We start from the raw sequence: 17,433 nt of genomic DNA on the forward strand, positions 1-17,433 counted from the left end.
AATATCGCCGGCCCACGCTTGCGGCGGTGCACGCGTCGTGACGCTGCCTCAGCTCGACGAACGCGCGCGCGAGGCGACGTGAATGGCGCGGGTCTTGCCGGATTTCGTTTTGGCGGCGACGACGGTCGGGCGCGCCTTGCCGAGCCGGGCCGCGCCCGGCGAGCTCCTTCTGAGCAGCAGCGCGAGCCGCTTGCGTGTGCGGCCGGCGACCGACCTTGCCGTCTCTCGCGCGGCCTCGGCCTTGCGGATGATCGTCGTCACCGCGGACGTCGGCGACGCCGCGACGAAGGCGACATCCTTCGCCTTCGAGAGGCCGCCTATGCCTTCGCACGGCGCTTCGCCCGGCAAGTCGATGCGGATGGCGAGCGTCTCGGCACGCTCGATCCAGTCCTCCGCCTTGGTGCCGGTGATGATCCGGACATAGTCGCGGGTCTCGCGCGGCAGCTCGCTCTGCCGGGCGAGCCATTTCTGGACGCGGCCGCTGCCGGCATTGTAGGCGGCCGCCGCCAGGCCGAGATTGCCGAAATCGTCGCGCAGCTTGCGCAGCAGTCTTGCGGATGCCGGCAAGGCCTGCAGCGGATCGAAGGGATCGTCGAGCCCGACTTCGGCCGCCGTCTCCGGCATGAACTGCGCAACGCCCTGCGCACCGGCATGGCTGATTTCGTTCGAGCGAAAGCGGCTCTCCTGCCAGATCAGCCGCGCAAAGAACGCAACGGGGATTTCGCTCGCCTGCGCCGCGTCCTTCAGGCTGTGGCAGAATTTGTCGATCGCGGACAGCTGCGGCTCGGCCGCGGCATCGCTCGGCTGCGCCGCAGGCGCGGGCGTCTTGTCCGCGTCCGTCGCAGCGGGCGCCTCACTGGCATCAGCGCTTTCGATAAAGCGCGCGGCAAACGGAACGGCGTCGGATGTCGCGTCGCGCGAGAATGTCGGGGCTTGGGTTGAGGCGTTGATCGAGCCGGGCGAACGATCGAAATCGAGCATCAAGACAAGAAACGCGGCAAGCGCCGCGATGACAAATCGCATTTGCTTCCAGAGACCTGAATTGTGATGTGAGTTGCGCGCAAATGCACTTCGGATCACGACTTTTTAGCGGGTCGATTGCGGCGAAGCCGCGAAATCAGCTGTTCCGCCGTGGAACTTCGCCGCTGTTCGCATTGGAACTTCGACGCTTTCCGTAGCTTTACGGAAGATGATCACGTTGGGATGCACGATGTTCCGACCGTTTTCCGTTGCACGTTTTGCGATTGCACTTTTGCTTGTGTCGGCCGCGCCGGCGGTGGCCGCGGGTCTTGATGCGGCCGCGATCAACGACGTGGCGGCGCCGCCGGCAAAATTGCCGGACCGTGGTCAGCTCAACGCCTTCGTTGCCAGGCTCGAGATCCTGCTCGACCGCGCGCATTTTTCTCCCGGCGAGATCGACGGCAAGCTGGGCGACAACGCGCAGAAGGCGCTCCGGGCGTTTGCCGACGCGAATGGATTGTCCTTCGACAAGGCGGTGACGCCGGAGCTCTGGAGCGGGCTCACAACCGCCAGCGAGGGGCCTGCGATCGTCAGCTACACGATCGTCGACGCCGACGTGAAGGGGCCGTTCGCGAAGAGGATTCCCGCGAGGATGGAGAGCATGAAGAGCCTGCCGGCGCTGGGCTATACCAGTCCGCGCGAAGCGCTCGCCGAAAAATTCCACATGAGCGAGGCACTGCTTCAGGCGCTCAATCCGGGACAGAAGTTCGACAAGGCCGGCGAGACCATTGCGGTTGCCAACGTCGTCGACGCCGGAAAACCGCCGCAGGTCGCGCGCGTCGAGGTCGACAAGACGCGGCAGGCGCTCAGCACGTTCGATGCAGCAGGTAAGCTGCTCGGCTTCTATCCTGCGACCGTCGGCAGCGCGGAGAAGCCGACGCCGAGCGGAACGCTCAAGGTGACGGCGATCAACAAGAACCCGACCTATCGCTACAATCCGAAATACGCGTTCAAGGGCGTCAGATCGAAGACGCCGTTCACGATCAGGCCCGGTCCGAACAACCCGGTCGGTGTGGTCTGGATCAACCTCTCGGGCGAAGGCTATGGCATTCACGGCACGCCCGATCCCGGCAAGGTCTCCAAGGCGGAGTCCCACGGCTGCGTCCGGCTCACCAACTGGGACGCGCAGCGCGTCGCGGCCGGTGTCGCGAAGGGCACCCCGGTTGCGTTCATCGATAGCGCGACAAGCTCAGCAACGGCGACGCGCTGACCTTGACGCAACATCGTTCACAGATCAGCAACCGACAGAAATGTTGGCGCGCTCGGCCGCGGGCCAGACGCCCGCGCGCTCGGGAGATGATGCGCAGCCGGCGAGCGAAGCGGCTCCGCTTTCCAAGCCTAGCGCAGGATTCGCTGGTATGCCAATGTCGCGTCGTGCCAAACCCGCAGGAGGTCAGCATGCGAACGATCATAACGAACATAGTGGGAGCACTCTGCGCCATCGCGATGGTCGCGAGCGCACACGCAGCGGTCAAGGAAGAGCCGGTCACCTATACCGACGGCGAGACCACGATGAAGGGCTTCGTCGTCTATGACGACGCGACCCAGGCCAAGCGGCCCGGCATCGTCATGGTGCACGAATGGTGGGGCATCACCCCGCATATCCATAACGAGGCGCGGAAGTTCGCGGAGCAGGGCTACGTGGCCTTCATCGCGGATATGTACGGCGACGCCAAGACTGCCGACAACCCGAAGGATGCCGGCGCGCTCTCGGGCTCGGTGATGAAGAACCCGAAGGTGATGGAGCAGCGCTTCAATGCCGCGCGCGAGCAACTCGCCAAGCAGGCCTCGGTCAATCCGCAGCGGATCGGCGCCGTCGGTTACTGCTTCGGCGGCGCGGTGGTGCTGAACATGGCGCGCACTGGCGCCGATCTTGCCGCCGTCGCGGGCTTCCACGCCTCGCTCGGTCTCAATACCCCCGCACCGGCGCCGGGCACCATCAAGGCGAAAATCCTGATCCTGAACGGCGCGGACGACCCGTTCGTGAAGCGCGAGCAGTATGATGCGCTGAAGAAGGATTTCGACGCCGCGAAGGCCGATTACCGCATCGTCGAGTATCCCGGCGCGGTTCACGCGTTCACCAACCCCGAAGCCACCGAGCTCGGCAAGAAGTTCAATTTGCCGCTCAGATACGACGCCAAGGCCGATCAGGAATCCAAGGCCGAAGCCGCAAAGCTGTTTGCCGCCAACCTCAAGAAATAAGCAAAAGGGCCACCTAAACGGTGGCCCTTTTCTTTGGCTGGTTCGGCCGCGGAAGTGGCAGGGCCGTGGTCTCGCTGGCGCGGCTGCGCCTTGAAGCCATGCGGAAGACGCAGCCGGGCGCGCGGATGCTGGCCGTCTCGCACGGTTGCCACGGGGCGCTCCCCGGCCGATGATGCGCAAAACGGATCAGAACAATCGAGAGGGAGCGAATGCGCGGGCGCCGTGTGCTGATGGAATCGTTCGTGTCGCACGGCGTGCGTCATATCTTCGGCAATCCTGGCACGACCGAAACGCCACTGCTCGACAGCCTGCCCGCATTTCCGCAACTCGAATACATCATGGCGCTGCATGAAGGTGTCGCGGTCAGCGCCGCCAGCTTCTACGCGCAGGCGTCGGGGCGTGTCACGGTCGCCAACCTGCACGCCCGGCCTCGGCAACGGCATCGGCTCGCTGTACGGCGCGCTGAAGGCGGGTTCGCCCGTGGTCGTGACGGCCGGCCAGCAGGATACGCGAATGCGGCTGAAGAATCCGCTGCTCGGCCATGACCTCGTCGCGATGGCGGCGCCGGTGACCAAGTGGAGCGTGCAGATCGAGCGCGCCGACGAGATCGCGCCGATCATGCGCCGCGCGTTCAAGGTGGCGACCGATGCGCCGCAGGGGCCGGTGTTCGTGTCGCTGCCGATCGACGTCATGGAACAGGAGACCGCGGTCGATGCTCTGGCGCCGGACAATTTGTGGCGCTCGCCGCGCCCCGATCCGGCCGGCATCGAAGCGTTTGTCGCGCTGCTTCTGAAGTCGAAAAAGCCGGCCATCATCGCTGGCGACGACGTGGCACGATCGGGCGGCGAGCAGGCGCTGGTGGTGCTCACGGAAGCGATCGGCGCCACCGTGTGGTTCGAGGGGCTCCGCCATCACGCGCCGTTCCCGACCAGCCATCCGAGCTATCGTCAGTCGCTTCCGGGCGACGCAAGGCAGGTGCGCAAGGCGCTCGGCGATGCCGATCTCGTGCTGCTGGTCGGCGGCCCGTTCTTTGAGGACATCTGGTTTGCGCCTGGCGGCCACATCCCTGACGGCGCGTCCGTGCTGCAGATCGAAGCCTCGGCCGAGCGTCTCGCGCTCAACAACCGGCTCGATGCCGGCATCGTCGGCGACATCGCCGTCAGCGTCGGTGCCTTGACGGAGGCGGTGCGTGCAAAGGCCAGCGCGGACTTCAGGCAGGCCGCGCAGAACCGCAATGCCGCGCTGGCCGAATTGCAGGCGAAGGAGAAGGAGGCTTATCGCGCGCGGGTCGAGAAAAGCCGGGACCGGCAGCCGACCGCGATGCCGCGTGTCACCGCGGAGCTTCGTCGCGGCCTGCCCGATGATGTCGTCATCGTTGATGAAAGCATCACGGCGAGCCTCGATCTCGCGCGCGCCTTCGACTATCGCGGCTTCGGCGATTATTTCGGCGGCCGCGGCGGCGGCATCGGCCAGGGCCTCGCCGGGGCGATCGGCGTCAAGGTCGCGATGCCGGATCGTCCGGTGGTCGCGATCTCCGGCGACGGCTCGGCGATGTACGCGATCCAGGCGCTGTGGACCGCCGCGCACCACAGGCTTGCGATCGTGTTCGTGGTGCTGGCCAACCGCGAGTACCGCATCCTCAAGCACAATGTGGACGTCTGGCGCCAGAACTTTGAGGCCGGTACCCAGCATCCCTATCAGAACATGGACATCACCGGCCCCGCGCTCGACTTCGTGCATCTCGCGGCCGGCATGGGCGTCGAGGCGGTCAGGGTCGAGAAGGCCGACGACATTGCCGGTGCCGTCGCAAAGGCTGTCGCGGCGCAGCGGCCGTACCTCGTCGAGATCGCAATCGAAGGCAAGCGCTAGAGCATGATCCGGAAAAGTGCGAAGCGGTTTTCCGACAAGAACATGCTCAAACAAAGAGCTCATGCGCATTAATGATTCAGCCCAATTTCATCGTACTCTCATCGCGCTCGAGGAGTTTCTCATGGCAGGCATTCTGGACGGCAAGGCCGCATTGGTGACGGGCGGCGGCTCCGGCATCGGCCGGGCGACGGCAATTGCCATGGCGCGTGAAGGCGCGCGCGTGGCGGTGTCGGACCTCTCGAAGGACGGCATCGAGGAGACGGTCGCGCTGATCAATGCCGCCGGCGGCCAGTCGATCGCGATCCAGGGCGACGTCACCGACGAGGCCGACGTCGCGAACATGGTGGCCCGCACGGTTTCGGCGTTCGGGCGCATCGATTGTGCGTTCAACAATGCCGGCGTTGCCGGGCGCTCCGTCGGCCCGCCCGGCCAGCGCATTCATGAACTCACGCAAGCCTCGGTGGCCAAGATGTTTTCGGTGAACCTGATGGGCGTGTTCCTGTGCCTGAAATACGAGGTCGCGCAAATGCTCAAACAGGGCGGTGGCGGCGCCATCGTCAATACGGCCTCGATCGCAGGCCTGGTCGGCCTCGCGACGTCCGGCCACTATGTCGCGACCAAGCACGGTGTCGTCGGGCTGACCAAGTCCGCCGCGATCGAATATGCCCAGGACGGCATCCGCGTGAATTGCGTCAATCCCGGATACATCAAGACGCCGATGACAAAGGAGACGATGGATGAACGCTACGACGAGATCATCGCCAAGGTGCCGGTCCGTCGCCTGGGCGTGCCCGAGGAAATCGCCGAAGCCGTGGTCTGGATGTGCTCGGACAAGGCGTCGTTCATGACCGGCGCATCGCACGTGGTCGACGGCGGCTACAGCGCCGCCTGATCTTCCGAAGGGCCTTTGTTTACGTTGGTGGCCCGGTTGTACAAGCATTCGATCATCGCGGCATGATGGCGGCGTTGATCTTCGTGGCCTCGGTGCTCTTGCTGCGAGTGATGCATCTCGGGCAATATGGCGCTTGGCAACGAAGAGCTTCGAGATTTGGTGTTCAAACTCAATCGCATTGTCGGTTTCATCATTTTAGCAGCGCTCGTCTACGGCGTGCTCCAGGCTTGCGAGTTACTTCCTGAGGGGGCACCTCGGCTGTTTCCTCAACGCAGCGGCTCGCCCGCGGCTTAAGACTGATGCTCCACATCCGAACGTCCGCTGCTGGACCCATAGCGGGTATCGTTTGACGCCGGTTTTGGTCGCCTCCTTCGGCAAACGGAACCGAAGCCGGTGCAGCCTGTTTGGTACGATTAGCCAAGGGAGGTCGGAATGAGGATCATTCTGATGACGACGATTGGCTGGGCGTTGTCGTGTGGATTCGCGCTAGCCCAGGCCGATCCCAACAAGGACGTGAACACGGCAACGGGGCGCTCGGCACCGGAAGAAAAAGGTCAATTGCAGCCACAAGGTTGGACCGGGCCACTTGAAACAAAATCAGGTGGTGCGCCGCCGGAAAGCCCGCAAGGTCAAAGCCCGCCGGGAATGCAGGGAGCGCCGGACGGATCGACAAAAACCGTGGTTGAACCGCGGAAGTAAGTCCCACGTCTTGTCTGTGAAAGGCCAGCTTCCCTTAGGGTGAACCGGCCCTCGAGCTCGCCCTTTGCAGCAAGCGGACATCGCGGCAGCGCGGAATGACGTCAGAGCTTGATCCAAGCGGACCCTGGCAGGCTTGCGCCAACCAGCCGTGCGTATCGATGGGTTGATCCGCTTCCGGCACTAACGTAGTCGTTCGCGATGAACGAACGTTCGGCCATCGCCAAGGCTGCAGCTCTTCCGGATACGAAAGCCATCCTGCTCGGGGTCGCATGCGGCCTCGGTGCGGCGCTGTGCTGGGCGCTCGGCTTCGTGGCGACCCGACACGGCCTGAAGGTCGGTTTCACACCGGTCGACCTGCTGATGCATCGCTTCCTGTGGTCGGGCATCGTCTTCCTGCCGCTCGTTGTGCGCGCCGGCCTCCGCGATCTCTGCGGCATCGGCTGGGGCCGCGGCATGGCGCTGATGCTGCTGGGCGGGCCGGTGATGTCGCTGATCAGCTATGCCGGCTTCATGTTCGTGCCGCTGGGGCATGGCAGCGTGATCCAGCCGTCCTGCGCGACGCTGGGTGGATTGTTTCTCGCGGTCGTCTTGCTGAAGGAAGCGGTCTCGCTCTCGCGGGCAGCCGGCGCTGTCGTCATCGTCGTCGGCCTTGCCGTGATCGGCAGCGAGTCGATCGGCCATATGGGGCCGAGCGCCGTGATCGGCGATTTGATCTTCGTTGCGACCGGCTTGATGTTCGCGGGCTTCGCCACGCTGGTGCGCTATTGGCGTGTCTCGGCGTTCTCCGTGGCCAGCGTCATCAGCGTGCTGTCGCTCTCGCTGTTTCCACTCTATGCCGTCTCGGGTGGGCTCGCTCGCGATGCGGCCATCGGCCTGCATGAAAACACGCTGCAGGCCATCGCCCAGGGCATCCTGGCCGGGCCCGCGGCGATGTATTTGTTCGCGGTGTCGATCCAGCGCCTGGGCGTTGCCCGCGCAGCCGTATTTCCTGCGACAGTGCCGGTGCTGACCCTGCTGTTGGGATGGCTCCTGATCGGCGAGCCACCAACCACGCTGCAGGCGGCCGGATTGGCCGCCGTGTTGGCCGGATTCTATCTCGCGCAGCGGCAGCGCTAGACGTCTTGCCCGTCCTGATTGGCGCGCGGTCGCGGCGGCGATTGACAAGCAAGCGAGGGATCGCGGATGGTGCGGCTCTCCGCCGTGTCGCAATGAGACGCCGATGCAAGTTCAACGTTTGGCGCTGCCGATGCTTGCAGGGCTCGTGCTTGCAGCTTCGGCTTTGTCGGGCGCAGCCCGGGCGCAAGGCGCCGCCGAGCCGATGCCGCAGACCTCGCAGTGGCAGACCTGGCAGTGGCAGACCTCGACGCCGGAAGAGCAGGGGATGGATTCCGCCGCGCTGGCGCGGCTCGTCAATTTTGGCGCGGACCACAGTCTCGATAACCTTCTGATCGCGCGGCACGGCCGGATCGTGCTCGACGCCTATTATGCGCCCTACACGCCGGAGATCCCGCATCTGTTCAATTCCGTCACCAAGGCGGTGACCGGCACGCTGGTCGCGATGCTGCTCAGGGATGGCGTGCTCGACAGCCTCGACCATCGTATGGTGGATTTCTTCGGCGATCGCAGCATCGCCAATCTCGACGACCGCAAGCGGGCGATCACGGTCCAGACCATGCTGGACATGACCTCGGGAATGGCCTGGACCGAAGGCGTTGAGGGTGGCCGACCGGACTCGCTGATCGAGTGGGGGCGCAGCCCTGATGCGATCCAGTTCATCCTCGACCGCCCGATGGCGAAGGCGCCGGGCGAGGCGTTTGATTATAACACCGGCAATGCGCAGCTGTTGGCTGCGATCATCAACAAGCTCACCGGCATGAGCGCGCGGGACTACGCGGTGACCAAACTGTTTCGCCCGCTCGGGATAGCCGCGCCGTACTGGCACAGCATCGGTCCCGGACTGACGCAGGGCGGCGGCGGGCTTCAGCTCGCGCCGCGCGACGCGGCCAGGATCGGTCTGCTCTATCTGCATGACGGTGAATGGGACGGGCAGCGCTTGCTGCCGACCGGCTGGGTCGACCGCATCAGGCATGCGACGACGGAGATGCACGCCTCGTTCGACTCATCGTTGCGCTACGCCAATTTCTTCTGGGTCATGTCGCAGCGGCAGGTTGTCATGGCGGTCGGCGACCGCTGCCAGCTCCTCATGCTGTTTCCCGCGCTCGACATCGTCACGGTCGTGACCGCGCGCGACTATTGCTCGTTCGGCAGAATGGCCGACGAGATTTCGGGCGCGGTCAAATCCGACACGGCGCTGCCGGTGAACTCCGTCGGCGGCAATCAGCTCGCGGGCGCGTTGCGCGATATCGCAACCGAAAAGCCGTCGACGGTTGGTGCCGTGCCCGAGACGGCCGCCGCCATCTCCGGCAAGACCTGGCGCTTCCCGGCCAATGGCTTCAATTTGCGGGCACTAACGCTGCATCTGACGGATCAGCCCGCGCACTACGAACTCGAAACGTCGACGCCGGATCCGGCGAGGCCGGTGACGACCCTGGCAGGACCGATCGGGCTCGACGGTGCCTACCGTCTCGGTCAGCCAACGGCGCTCGGCGTGATGGCGCTGAAGGGGACGTGGCAGGACAACGAGACATTCGCGATCGACCTGCGTCTGGTCGGCGGCGATACCGACCGCCGATGGCTGCTGTCATTCGATGGCGGCAAGGCCCGGCTCAGCGGCAAGGATCGCTTCGGCCGCGACGTTAAGGCCGACGCTGAAGCGCCGGGCGCGCAATAGCTCGAGCGCGGGCCGCGTCCCTGTCCATTTCGGGCACGTGAAGCTCGGCTTCCTTCGCGTCGTCCCGGCGAAGGCCGGGACCCATACGCCGCGGCGGACGTTGTAGCTGGGACTGGTCGTTGCAATAGTGCAGAAGGCGTCGTGCCCGCGCAGCGACCTTGGCGGCATGATCGCAGGAAATCACGACCGGCGCACGCCAACACGCACACCGCCATGGCAGACGGCCGCGCGAATCGACAATGCTAAGGAAACTATGCGCCCGAGGCTCTCAGCGCGGCGGCGACCTTATTGGTCCACCTTCGGCGTCTTGCCCGCAATGTCGAGGCCGAACCGGAGCGCGCGCTCCTGGCGCTCTTCCGTCAGCAGCTTCAATTCCCGTTCCAGCGACCGCGCCACCTCGTCCTGGGTTTCCTTGGAGCGGCGACGGGAGTCGCCTTGCGGTTTGGCCGGTTCGGCAGTCACGGGAGAAACCCTTGTCATCACAGTGTCACAGGCCCTGATGGCACGGCGGGAGTCGGGGCGACAATCAAAAAGAATTCAGTGGGTGCATCTTTGGAAGGTTTGCTGTGCGTCTGATTCAAATTTGGGCAGAAAATTCTCTTAAGTGTTGTCTCGAATGGAGCCGGACCCCTTCGGCCCGCCGTCTCATCAATTCGGATAAGAGAGCCCGGTTCCGACGAAATCATTTCCGGATTCGCACGAAGGCGTCCTGAAACCGACAAGGTCTAACCTTAGTAGCGTTGTGAAGGACGGCTGCCTGGTGAGACGCTGAGGACTGCGGTGGTGAGATTCACGACCTGGGTCGAGAGGTTGGTCGGTCCTGCTGAGACGTTGGGGATGATCCCGGAAATGAAGAAGTTGAATGCTGTGCCTTATGTCTGGGCGGCCGCGCTGATTGCGGTCGCGATCTGGGGCGTGAGCGGCACCCCGCAGACGGCACACACCTCCGCCAGCACCCATCTGGCCCGGGTGCGCTAGAGCTTCGGCCGCAGCGAGCGCTGCATATCCATCGTGTAGGTGTAGCGCCCCTCGGGGTGCGTGGTGATGGTGACCTCGAACAGTTCCTCGCGCTGGCCGTAGTAGCGACGTACCACGGTGAGCGCCGGCGAGCCGGTCTTGACGCCGAGCGCCCTGGCGATCGGCGCCGGCATGCCCCGCACGAAGATTTCCATCTGCGCGCGCTCGGTGACCTGGCCGTACATCCTGGCAATCTGCTCATGCACCGGGGTGCGGCCGTGGTCGGGCCGGGTCACGACATCGGCGAACCTGCGCAGCACGTAGATCTCGGCCCAGCCGAGCGGGGCTGCGAACTGGTCGGAGCGGCGCACCGCCTCGATCAGGAACCAGCTCTTGCCGGGCTCGCATTTCAAGAGCCCGGCCAGCTTGCGGTCGGCGACGATGTCGCTGCTCGCAACGACCTCGCGGTAGGTTTCGTTGGAATAACGCAGCCACTCGCCGAGCGACTTGACGCTGTGGGTGAACAGCACCGGCGGCTCGGATGCGATCACCACCGAGCCGAGGCCGGCGCGGCGCACGATCAGGCCCTGGTCGATCAGGATGCGCAGCGCCTCGCGCACGGTCTGCCGGCTGGCCTGATAGCTCGCCATCAGCTCGGTCTCGGTCGGCAGCAGATTGCCGACCGCATAGGTGCCGAGCCGGATGTCCTTCTGCAGTCCGGTGGCGATGTCGCGGTAACGGGACGATCGCGCTCGGTCCGGTTGTTCAGACATGGCGGATCACTGGTATGCCGTATGGCAGACGACCGGATGTCCCGATTGCATCGACTGCAGCGCAGCCTCGAACGCGGCGAGCGTCGCCAGCACGTCTGCCTCGAGCACCGGGAACGGCTGCTTGCCTTCGACGGCGTCGGCAAAGGCCGATAGTTCCGCGGTGAGGGTGTCGATTGCCGGATAGCGCGTCGTCGCAGGCGCCTCGCCGGATTTCCGCAGTACCATCGTCTGTTCGTCGAGCACCTCGGCGGATCCCTTCGTTCCGAACACATGCACGCGCCAATAGAACGGTGTTGCGCGAATTGTCGCAAGGGTTGCGCTCACGCCATTCACAAATTCAATCGCCAAGGTTGCAGTGTCGAGCGGCGGCGGTCCGGCCTCGCGCGCACTCAACCGGGCATAGACCTGGCGCGCGGGACCAAGCAGGTTGACGAAGCCGTGGAGCACATGCAGCCCCGCGCCGGTCAGGCCGCCGCCCGGCGATTCCTCGGGCGACAGCCGCCAGCCTTGCGTGATGCTCCGCGAGTTCTCGTTGCTATTGTGACCCTCGACATGCAGGATGGTGCCGAGCTCGCCACTGGCTGTGATCGCGCGCAGCGCCTGCATCGACGGCCAGAACCGGCGGTTATGCCCGACCGCGAGCACCACGCCGGCGCTGCGGCACGCCGCGAACATCTCTGCGGCATCGGCGCGCCGAAGCGCCAGCGGCTTCTCGCAAAACACCTGCTTACCGGCGCCGGCTGCCGCGATCACCTGGCCCTTGTGCAGCGAATGCGGCGTCGCCAGCAGCACGGCATCGATGCGAGGGTCGGCGAGGACATCGTCCAGGCTCGCCGCGATGGAGAGGCCGTGCGCCTCGCAAAAGCCGGCGGCGCCGTTGGCGTCGGGTTCCACCGCTCGGACGATCCTGAGCCGCGGCTCGTTGCGCGCGGCCCGGACCAGTGCGCGGCCCCATCGACCGAGGCCTGCGATCGCACAGTTGATCATGATTGTCCCTCACCGTGGCCGCGGCCGGCCCGGATCGCCTCGATGACCGCGGCGCTGTCGTTGTCAGGGCCTTGAAGTGCGATCGCCGCGCGCAGCAGTTCGGCCTGCACCGAGGTTAGCGGTAAGGGCAGGCCGTGCCGACCGGCCTCCTGCAGGATCAGTTCGGCATCCTTCAAGGTCTGCGCGATATGCGATTGCGGCGAGAAATCCCGCGCCAGCATCTTCGGCCCCTTGCTGTCCATCGCCTTGGAATATGCCGCCGATTGCCGCGCGGTCGCGAGGAACGCCGCGCCGTCGAGGCCGAGGCTTTCGGCAAAGGCGATGCCCTCGGCCAGCGCGGCGCGGTTGTTCTGCAGGATCAGATTGATGGCGAGCTTGGTGCGGCTGGCATTGCCGATCGCGCCGACATTGACCCGCTGCGGGCAGAGAATATCGAGCGTCGTCGCGGCGGCGTCGATGATGTCGGCATCGCCGGCGACCAGCGCGGTGGCCGCGCCCGCCCGGACCTCGGCACTGGTGCCCGAGATCGGCGCTTCGATGAAGGCGAGGCGCGAGCGGGAGGCGAATTCGGCGATTGCCACGATCTCACCCGGCGCGCAGGTGGTGGTGCAGATGACGCGCGGCGGCGGCGTCGCGTTGGCGAGGTCCGGCAGCAGCGTCCTGACCTGGGCCGCGTCATACACCGCGATGACGATGGTCCGGCAGCGCGCCGCGACGTCGGCGGCGAACGCTGCGAACTCGGCGCCGCTGGCTCTCAGGCCATCTGTCTTCGCCGCGTCGATGTCGAAGCCGATCACCCCGATGCCGGCGTCGATCAGCCGCGCGGAAAGCGCCGATCCCATCAGCCCCAGGCCAATCATGCCAACGGGTGTCTCGCAAGCCATGATGCGACGCCGCCTCGCTTTATTGCGGCTGGATGCCGGCCGCCTTGACCTCCGCCGACCAGCGCACGACCTCGCTCCTGACGAAGGCGCCGAACTCGGCCGGCGCGAGCGGCGCCACCATCACGCCGACATCGGCGAGCTTCTTCCGCGTCTCCGGCATCGCGAGGTACTTCGCACACTCGGCGTAGAGCTTGCTGACCACGGGTTCCGGCGTGCCCGCGGGCGCGAACAGGCCGTACCAGATCGTGGCCTCGAAGCCCGGCATCGCTTCGGCGAGCGCGGGCAGGCCGGGCGTCAGCTCGTTGCGGGTCGCCGACGTCACGGCGATGCCGCGCAAGGTGCCGCCCTGCATCTGCGGGATCGCGACCGAGAAGTCGCCGAAGGTGAGATCGATCACCCCCGCCATCACGTCGGTCATCGCCTGCGGGACGCCGCGATACGACGCCGCGACCAGCGACAGGCCGCCGCGCGATTGCAGCTGGGCGATCGAGATCTGCGATGCGCCGGAACCGTAGCCCGCGGTCAGGTTGGGATTGGCCTTGGCGTAGCTGAGGAACTGCGGCAGGTCCCTGGCCGCGAGCTTGGGATTGACCAGCAGCACCATCGCCGTGGTGGTGGTGCGGATGACAGGTGCGAAATCCTTCACCGGGTCGTAGGGCAGGCTCTTCAGCGTCGCGAAGTTGCTGGCATGGGTGGTGTTGGTGCCCATCAACAGCGTGTAGCCGTCGGGCGCGCTGCGGGCGACCTCCTGGGCGCCGATGCTGCCGAGCGCGCCGGCGCGGTTCTCGATCAGCACGGTCTGGCCCAACGCGTCCTGCAGATGCTGGCCGACCAGCCGCGCAACGTTGTCGGGGCCGGCGCCGGCCGGGAACGGCACGATGATCTTGAGCGGCCGTTGCGGGAAATCGTCCGCGGCGAAAGCCGGCAGGATGGAAAGCGTCGCAAGCAGGACTGCGAGCAGCCCCAGCCGTAACTTCATCTCGGTCTCCTCCCGTGTCTGCTTTTGCAGATTTATACGGACAAATACATCAGAAAGGCAAGCGTTATGCCCGCTGGAATGTTGAGGTGTGTCATATTTATCCGTATAAATAGCCCATTCAGGGAGCCCGACGACGATGGTGGACATCAGCGATCTCCATGCGCGCGGACTGCGCCGGCGCCAGAAGATGTTCGGCGAGGTCGATGTCGCCAAGCGGATGGCGGCTGCGGGTGACTTCGGCACGCCGCTGCAGAACATCATCAATGCCTATGTCTACGGCGACGTCTGGGAGCGTAGCGGGCTGTCCGACCAGATCCGCAGCCTCGTGATGCTCGGCATCACCGCGGCGAGCAGCAAGCCCGCCGAGTTCCGCGTCCATGCCAAGGGCGCGCTGGCCAATGGCTGCACCGCCGCGCAGGTGCAGGACGTGCTGCTGCTGGTGGCGATGTATTGCGGCATTCCGGCCGCGATCGAGACCAGCAAGATCGCAGCCGAGGTGTTCGGCGAGGCGCCGCCGGAGGGGTAGGGCACCGGCCTCTGCCGTGATAGGGACGTTGCCGACCGCGACCGGCAACAGGATCTGCCCATGTCCGCCTTCCCGACCTCGACCACCGTGCTTGATTCCGTATTGTTTCGCGATGCCTTCGGCACGCGCGAGATGCGCGAGGTGTTTTCCGACCTGCGGCTGATCGAGCGCTATGCCGAGGTCGAAGTAGCGCTGGCCAAGGCCGAAGCGCGCTGCGGCGTGATTCCCGCTGAAGCCGCCGCGGAGATCGCAAAACGTACCGATGTTGCCGCGCTCGATTTCGATCTGCTGCGGCAGGAGACCGACGTCGTCGGCTACCCGATCCTGCCGCTGGTGCATCAGATGGCCAAGCAGTGCGGCGAGGCCGGCCGCTACGTTCATTGGGGCGCGACCACGCAGGACGTCATGGACACCGCCGTCGTGCTGCAACTGCGCGATGGATTGAAGATCATCGAGGACGACATCGGTGCGCTGCGCGGCATCCTCGCCGATCTCTCGAAAAAATACCGCGACACGCCGATGGCCGGCCGCACCCATCTGCAGCAGGCGCTGCCGGTGACGTTCGGCTACAAGACCGCGATCTGGCTAGCCGCGTTCGATCGCCACGCCGCGCGGCTTGTGGAGCTGAAGCCGCGCGTGCTGGTCGGCCAGTTCGCCGGCGCCGCCGGCACGCTGGCCTCGCTCGGCGACAAGGGATTCGAGGTTCAGCGGGCGCTGTGCGAGGAACTCGGGCTCGGCGTGCCCGTCGCGACCTGGCATGTCGCGCGCGACGGTCTGGCCGAAGCGGTGAATTTCCTCGCGCTGGTCACGGGAACGCTCGGCAAGATCGCGCTCGACATCATGATCATGGCGTCGACCGAGTTCGCCGAGGTCTACGAGCCGTTCGTGAAGGGGCGCGGCGCGTCCTCGACCATGCCGCAGAAGCGCAACCCGATCTCGTCGGAGCTGATGCTCGCCGCCGCCAAGGCGGTGCGCCAGCATGCCGGCCTGATGCTGGATGCGATGGTGCAGGATTTCGAGCGCGCCACCGGTCCGTGGCACGCCGAATGGATGGCGATCCCGGAGAGCTTCGTGCTGACCGCGGGCGCGCTGCACCAGGCGAGGTTCGCGCTTGGCGGTCTGATCGTCGACGAGCAGCGGATGGCCGACAATCTCGACATCAGCCGCGGGCTGATCGTGGCCGAAGCCGTGATGATGGGCCTCGCGCCCGCGATCGGCCGGCAGGAGGCGCATGACGTGGTTTATGACGCCTGCCGCCGCGCCAACGACGAGGGCCTGACGCTGGCCGAGGCGCTGGCGGCGGATGATCGCGTTGCCAGCCGGATCGATCGGGCGACGATCGACCGCCTCACCGCGCCGAAAAACTATCTCGGCCTGGCGCCGCAGATGGTCGACCGGGTGCTGGCCTCGGTGAAGCGGTAAAATTCGAGGCAATTGCTCGCCGTCGCGTGATCGGGCGCGGCGGGCAGGAACCTTGCGGATGCGGATCGAATTGGACTACGAATCCCGAGGGTTCCTCAAACGACACGGCGCTTCATGACCGCACATCAACGCAACCTTTCCGCATCGATCGATCCCGTGAAGCTCGACCGGCTCGCCGAAGTCGCGATCAAGGTCGGCCTGCAGCTGCAGCCGGGGCAGGATCTCCTGCTCACGGCGCCCGCCGGAGCGATGCCGCTGGTGCGGCGGGTGGTGGAGCATGCCTACAAGGCCGGTGCGGGTCTCGTGACGCCATTCTTCTCGGACGAGGAGCTCACGCTGGCGCGCTACCGCTACGCCAACGATGCGAGTTTCGATCGCGCCGCAAGCTGGCTCTATGAGGGCATGGCGAAGGCGTTCGGCGCCAACACCGCGCGGCTTGCGATCGTCGGCGACAATCCGATGCTGCTGTCGGGCGAAGACCCGGTCAAGGTGGCGCGCGCCAGCAAGGCCAATTCGATCGCCTACCAGCCGGCACTGGAGAAGATCGTCAATTTCGACACCAACTGGAACATCATCGCCTATCCGAGCACGTCCTGGGCCAAGCAGGTGTTCCCCGACGATGCCGAGGACGTCGCGGTGGCCAAGCTTGCCGATGCGATCTTCTCCGCCTCCCGCGTCGATCAGGATGGCGCCGTCGCCGCCTGGGCACAGCACAATGCGAAGCTCCGCGAGCGCACCGAATGGCTGAACGGCCAGCGCTTCCACGCGCTGAAATATTCCGGACCCGGCATGGACCTCACGATCGGCCTCGCCGACGGTCATGAATGGGAGGGCGGTGCGTCGACTGCCAAGAACGGCATCGTCTGCAATGCCAACATCCCGACCGAGGAAGTCTTCACCACCCCGCACTGCCGCCGCGTCAGCGGCCACGTCGTCAGCTCCAAGCCGCTGTCCTATCAGGGCACGCTGATCGACAATATCTCGGTCAAGTTCGAGGAAGGCCGCATCGTCGAGGCCAAGGCCTCGCGCGGCGAGGAAGTGCTGAAGAAGGTGCTCGACACCGACGAGGGCGCGCGCCGCCTCGGCGAGGTCGCGCTGGTGCCGCATTCCTCACCGATCTCGAAGAGCGGGCTGCTGTTCTTCAACACGCTGTTCGACGAGAACGCCGCCTCGCACATCGCGCTCGGCCAGTGCTACTCGAAATGCTTCGTTAATGGCGACAAGCTGACGCCGCAGCAGATCGCCGAGCTGGGCGGCAACAAGAGCCTGATCCATATCGACTGGATGATCGGCTCCGCCCACACCGATATCGACGGCATCCATGCCGACGGTCGCAGCGTGCCGGTGTTCCGCAAGGGCGAGTGGGCGTAAGGGGGCCGACGCTCTTCACCTCGCCCCGCGTGCGGGGAGAGGTCGGATCGCATCTTCAGAT

General features: G+C 65.6%; 17 protein-coding genes and 1 pseudogene. 12 read left to right on the forward strand and 6 right to left on the reverse strand.

Annotated elements, in window-relative coordinates:
- Positions 1-48 precede the first annotated feature (48 nt).
- Positions 49-1,023, reverse strand: a complete 975-nt coding sequence (locus ACVMDN_RS40450; protein WP_076832665.1) for a lytic transglycosylase domain-containing protein — start codon at positions 1,021-1,023, stop codon at positions 49-51.
- A gap of 187 nt (positions 1,024-1,210) precedes the next feature.
- On the opposite strand from ACVMDN_RS40450, the gene ACVMDN_RS40455 reads away from it, so the two are divergent.
- The 8 genes and pseudogenes from ACVMDN_RS40455 to ACVMDN_RS40490 all read left to right on the forward strand — a co-directional run bounded on the left by ACVMDN_RS40455 (position 1,211) and on the right by ACVMDN_RS40490 (position 9,473).
- Complete coding sequence (locus ACVMDN_RS40455; RefSeq protein ID WP_076832888.1) at positions 1,211-2,230, forward strand: L,D-transpeptidase family protein; 1,020 nt, start codon at positions 1,211-1,213, stop codon at positions 2,228-2,230.
- 188 nt (positions 2,231-2,418) lie between these two features.
- A complete protein-coding gene (locus ACVMDN_RS40460; protein WP_244558952.1) occupies positions 2,419-3,222 on the forward strand; it encodes a dienelactone hydrolase family protein in 804 nt (267 codons plus the stop codon).
- 230 nt (positions 3,223-3,452) lie between these two features.
- Positions 3,453-3,593, forward strand: a pseudogene (locus tag ACVMDN_RS40465) (thiamine pyrophosphate-binding protein); the annotation flags it as partial.
- A 28-nt stretch (positions 3,594-3,621) separates the two neighbouring features.
- Entirely contained in the window at positions 3,622-5,091 is a 1,470-nt protein-coding gene (locus ACVMDN_RS40470) for a thiamine pyrophosphate-binding protein (protein ID WP_210254759.1), read from the forward strand.
- A 121-nt stretch (positions 5,092-5,212) separates the two neighbouring features.
- Entirely contained in the window at positions 5,213-5,983 is a 771-nt protein-coding gene (locus tag ACVMDN_RS40475; RefSeq protein WP_076832663.1) for an SDR family NAD(P)-dependent oxidoreductase, read from the forward strand.
- 432 nt (positions 5,984-6,415) lie between these two features.
- A complete protein-coding gene (locus tag ACVMDN_RS40480) occupies positions 6,416-6,682 on the forward strand; it encodes a hypothetical protein (RefSeq protein ID WP_141340539.1) in 267 nt (88 codons plus the stop codon).
- Between the two features lie 198 nt (positions 6,683-6,880).
- Positions 6,881-7,798: a DMT family transporter gene (locus ACVMDN_RS40485; RefSeq protein WP_076832660.1), complete on the forward strand. Its 918-nt coding sequence runs from the start codon at positions 6,881-6,883 to the stop codon at positions 7,796-7,798.
- Between the two features lie 103 nt (positions 7,799-7,901).
- Positions 7,902-9,473, forward strand: coding sequence for a serine hydrolase domain-containing protein (locus tag ACVMDN_RS40490; protein ID WP_076832657.1), 1,572 nt, complete (start codon positions 7,902-7,904; stop codon positions 9,471-9,473).
- 285 nt (positions 9,474-9,758) lie between these two features.
- Here the strand turns inward: ACVMDN_RS40490 and ACVMDN_RS40495 are convergent, their stop codons facing one another.
- Complete coding sequence (locus ACVMDN_RS40495; RefSeq protein WP_162832420.1) at positions 9,759-9,935, reverse strand: hypothetical protein; 177 nt, start codon at positions 9,933-9,935, stop codon at positions 9,759-9,761.
- A 321-nt stretch (positions 9,936-10,256) separates the two neighbouring features.
- On the opposite strand from ACVMDN_RS40495, the gene ACVMDN_RS40500 reads away from it, so the two are divergent.
- Positions 10,257-10,451 carry a hypothetical protein gene (locus tag ACVMDN_RS40500; RefSeq protein ID WP_141340538.1) on the forward strand — a complete coding sequence of 65 codons (195 nt, stop codon included), beginning with the start codon at positions 10,257-10,259 and terminating at the stop codon, positions 10,449-10,451.
- Here the strand turns inward: ACVMDN_RS40500 and ACVMDN_RS40505 are convergent.
- From ACVMDN_RS40505 to ACVMDN_RS40520, 4 genes are read right to left on the reverse strand one after another with little or no spacing between them, the layout of a single operon-like run.
- Entirely contained in the window at positions 10,448-11,203 is a 756-nt protein-coding gene (locus ACVMDN_RS40505) for a GntR family transcriptional regulator (protein ID WP_028337580.1), read from the reverse strand. The genes ACVMDN_RS40500 and ACVMDN_RS40505 overlap by 4 nt on opposite strands.
- A gap of 6 nt (positions 11,204-11,209) precedes the next feature.
- Complete coding sequence (locus ACVMDN_RS40510) at positions 11,210-12,190, reverse strand: Gfo/Idh/MocA family protein (protein WP_076832654.1); 981 nt, start codon at positions 12,188-12,190, stop codon at positions 11,210-11,212.
- Positions 12,187-13,050, reverse strand: a complete 864-nt coding sequence (locus ACVMDN_RS40515; protein ID WP_158074231.1) for an NAD(P)-dependent oxidoreductase — start codon at positions 13,048-13,050, stop codon at positions 12,187-12,189. Before ACVMDN_RS40515 ends, ACVMDN_RS40510 begins: the two co-directional genes overlap by 4 nt.
- A 43-nt stretch (positions 13,051-13,093) precedes the next feature.
- Positions 13,094-14,053, reverse strand: a complete 960-nt coding sequence (locus tag ACVMDN_RS40520; protein WP_456835798.1) for a Bug family tripartite tricarboxylate transporter substrate binding protein — start codon at positions 14,051-14,053, stop codon at positions 13,094-13,096.
- A gap of 136 nt (positions 14,054-14,189) precedes the next feature.
- Between ACVMDN_RS40520 and ACVMDN_RS40525 the strand changes: the two genes are divergently transcribed.
- The 3 genes from ACVMDN_RS40525 to ACVMDN_RS40535 all read left to right on the forward strand — a co-directional run bounded on the left by ACVMDN_RS40525 (position 14,190) and on the right by ACVMDN_RS40535 (position 17,372).
- Positions 14,190-14,579, forward strand: a complete 390-nt coding sequence (locus tag ACVMDN_RS40525) for a carboxymuconolactone decarboxylase family protein (protein WP_083715163.1) — start codon at positions 14,190-14,192, stop codon at positions 14,577-14,579.
- Positions 14,580-14,639: 60 nt separating this feature from the next.
- Positions 14,640-16,001 (forward strand): class-II fumarase/aspartase family protein, encoded by a 1,362-nt coding sequence (locus ACVMDN_RS40530; RefSeq protein WP_076832646.1) that lies wholly within the window; start codon positions 14,640-14,642, stop codon positions 15,999-16,001.
- A 114-nt stretch (positions 16,002-16,115) separates the two neighbouring features.
- Complete coding sequence (locus ACVMDN_RS40535) at positions 16,116-17,372, forward strand: aminopeptidase (protein ID WP_076832644.1); 1,257 nt, start codon at positions 16,116-16,118, stop codon at positions 17,370-17,372.
- Positions 17,373-17,433 lie beyond the last annotated feature (61 nt).

The sequence above is a fragment of the Bradyrhizobium sp. USDA 4510 genome (genome assembly GCF_054059095.1).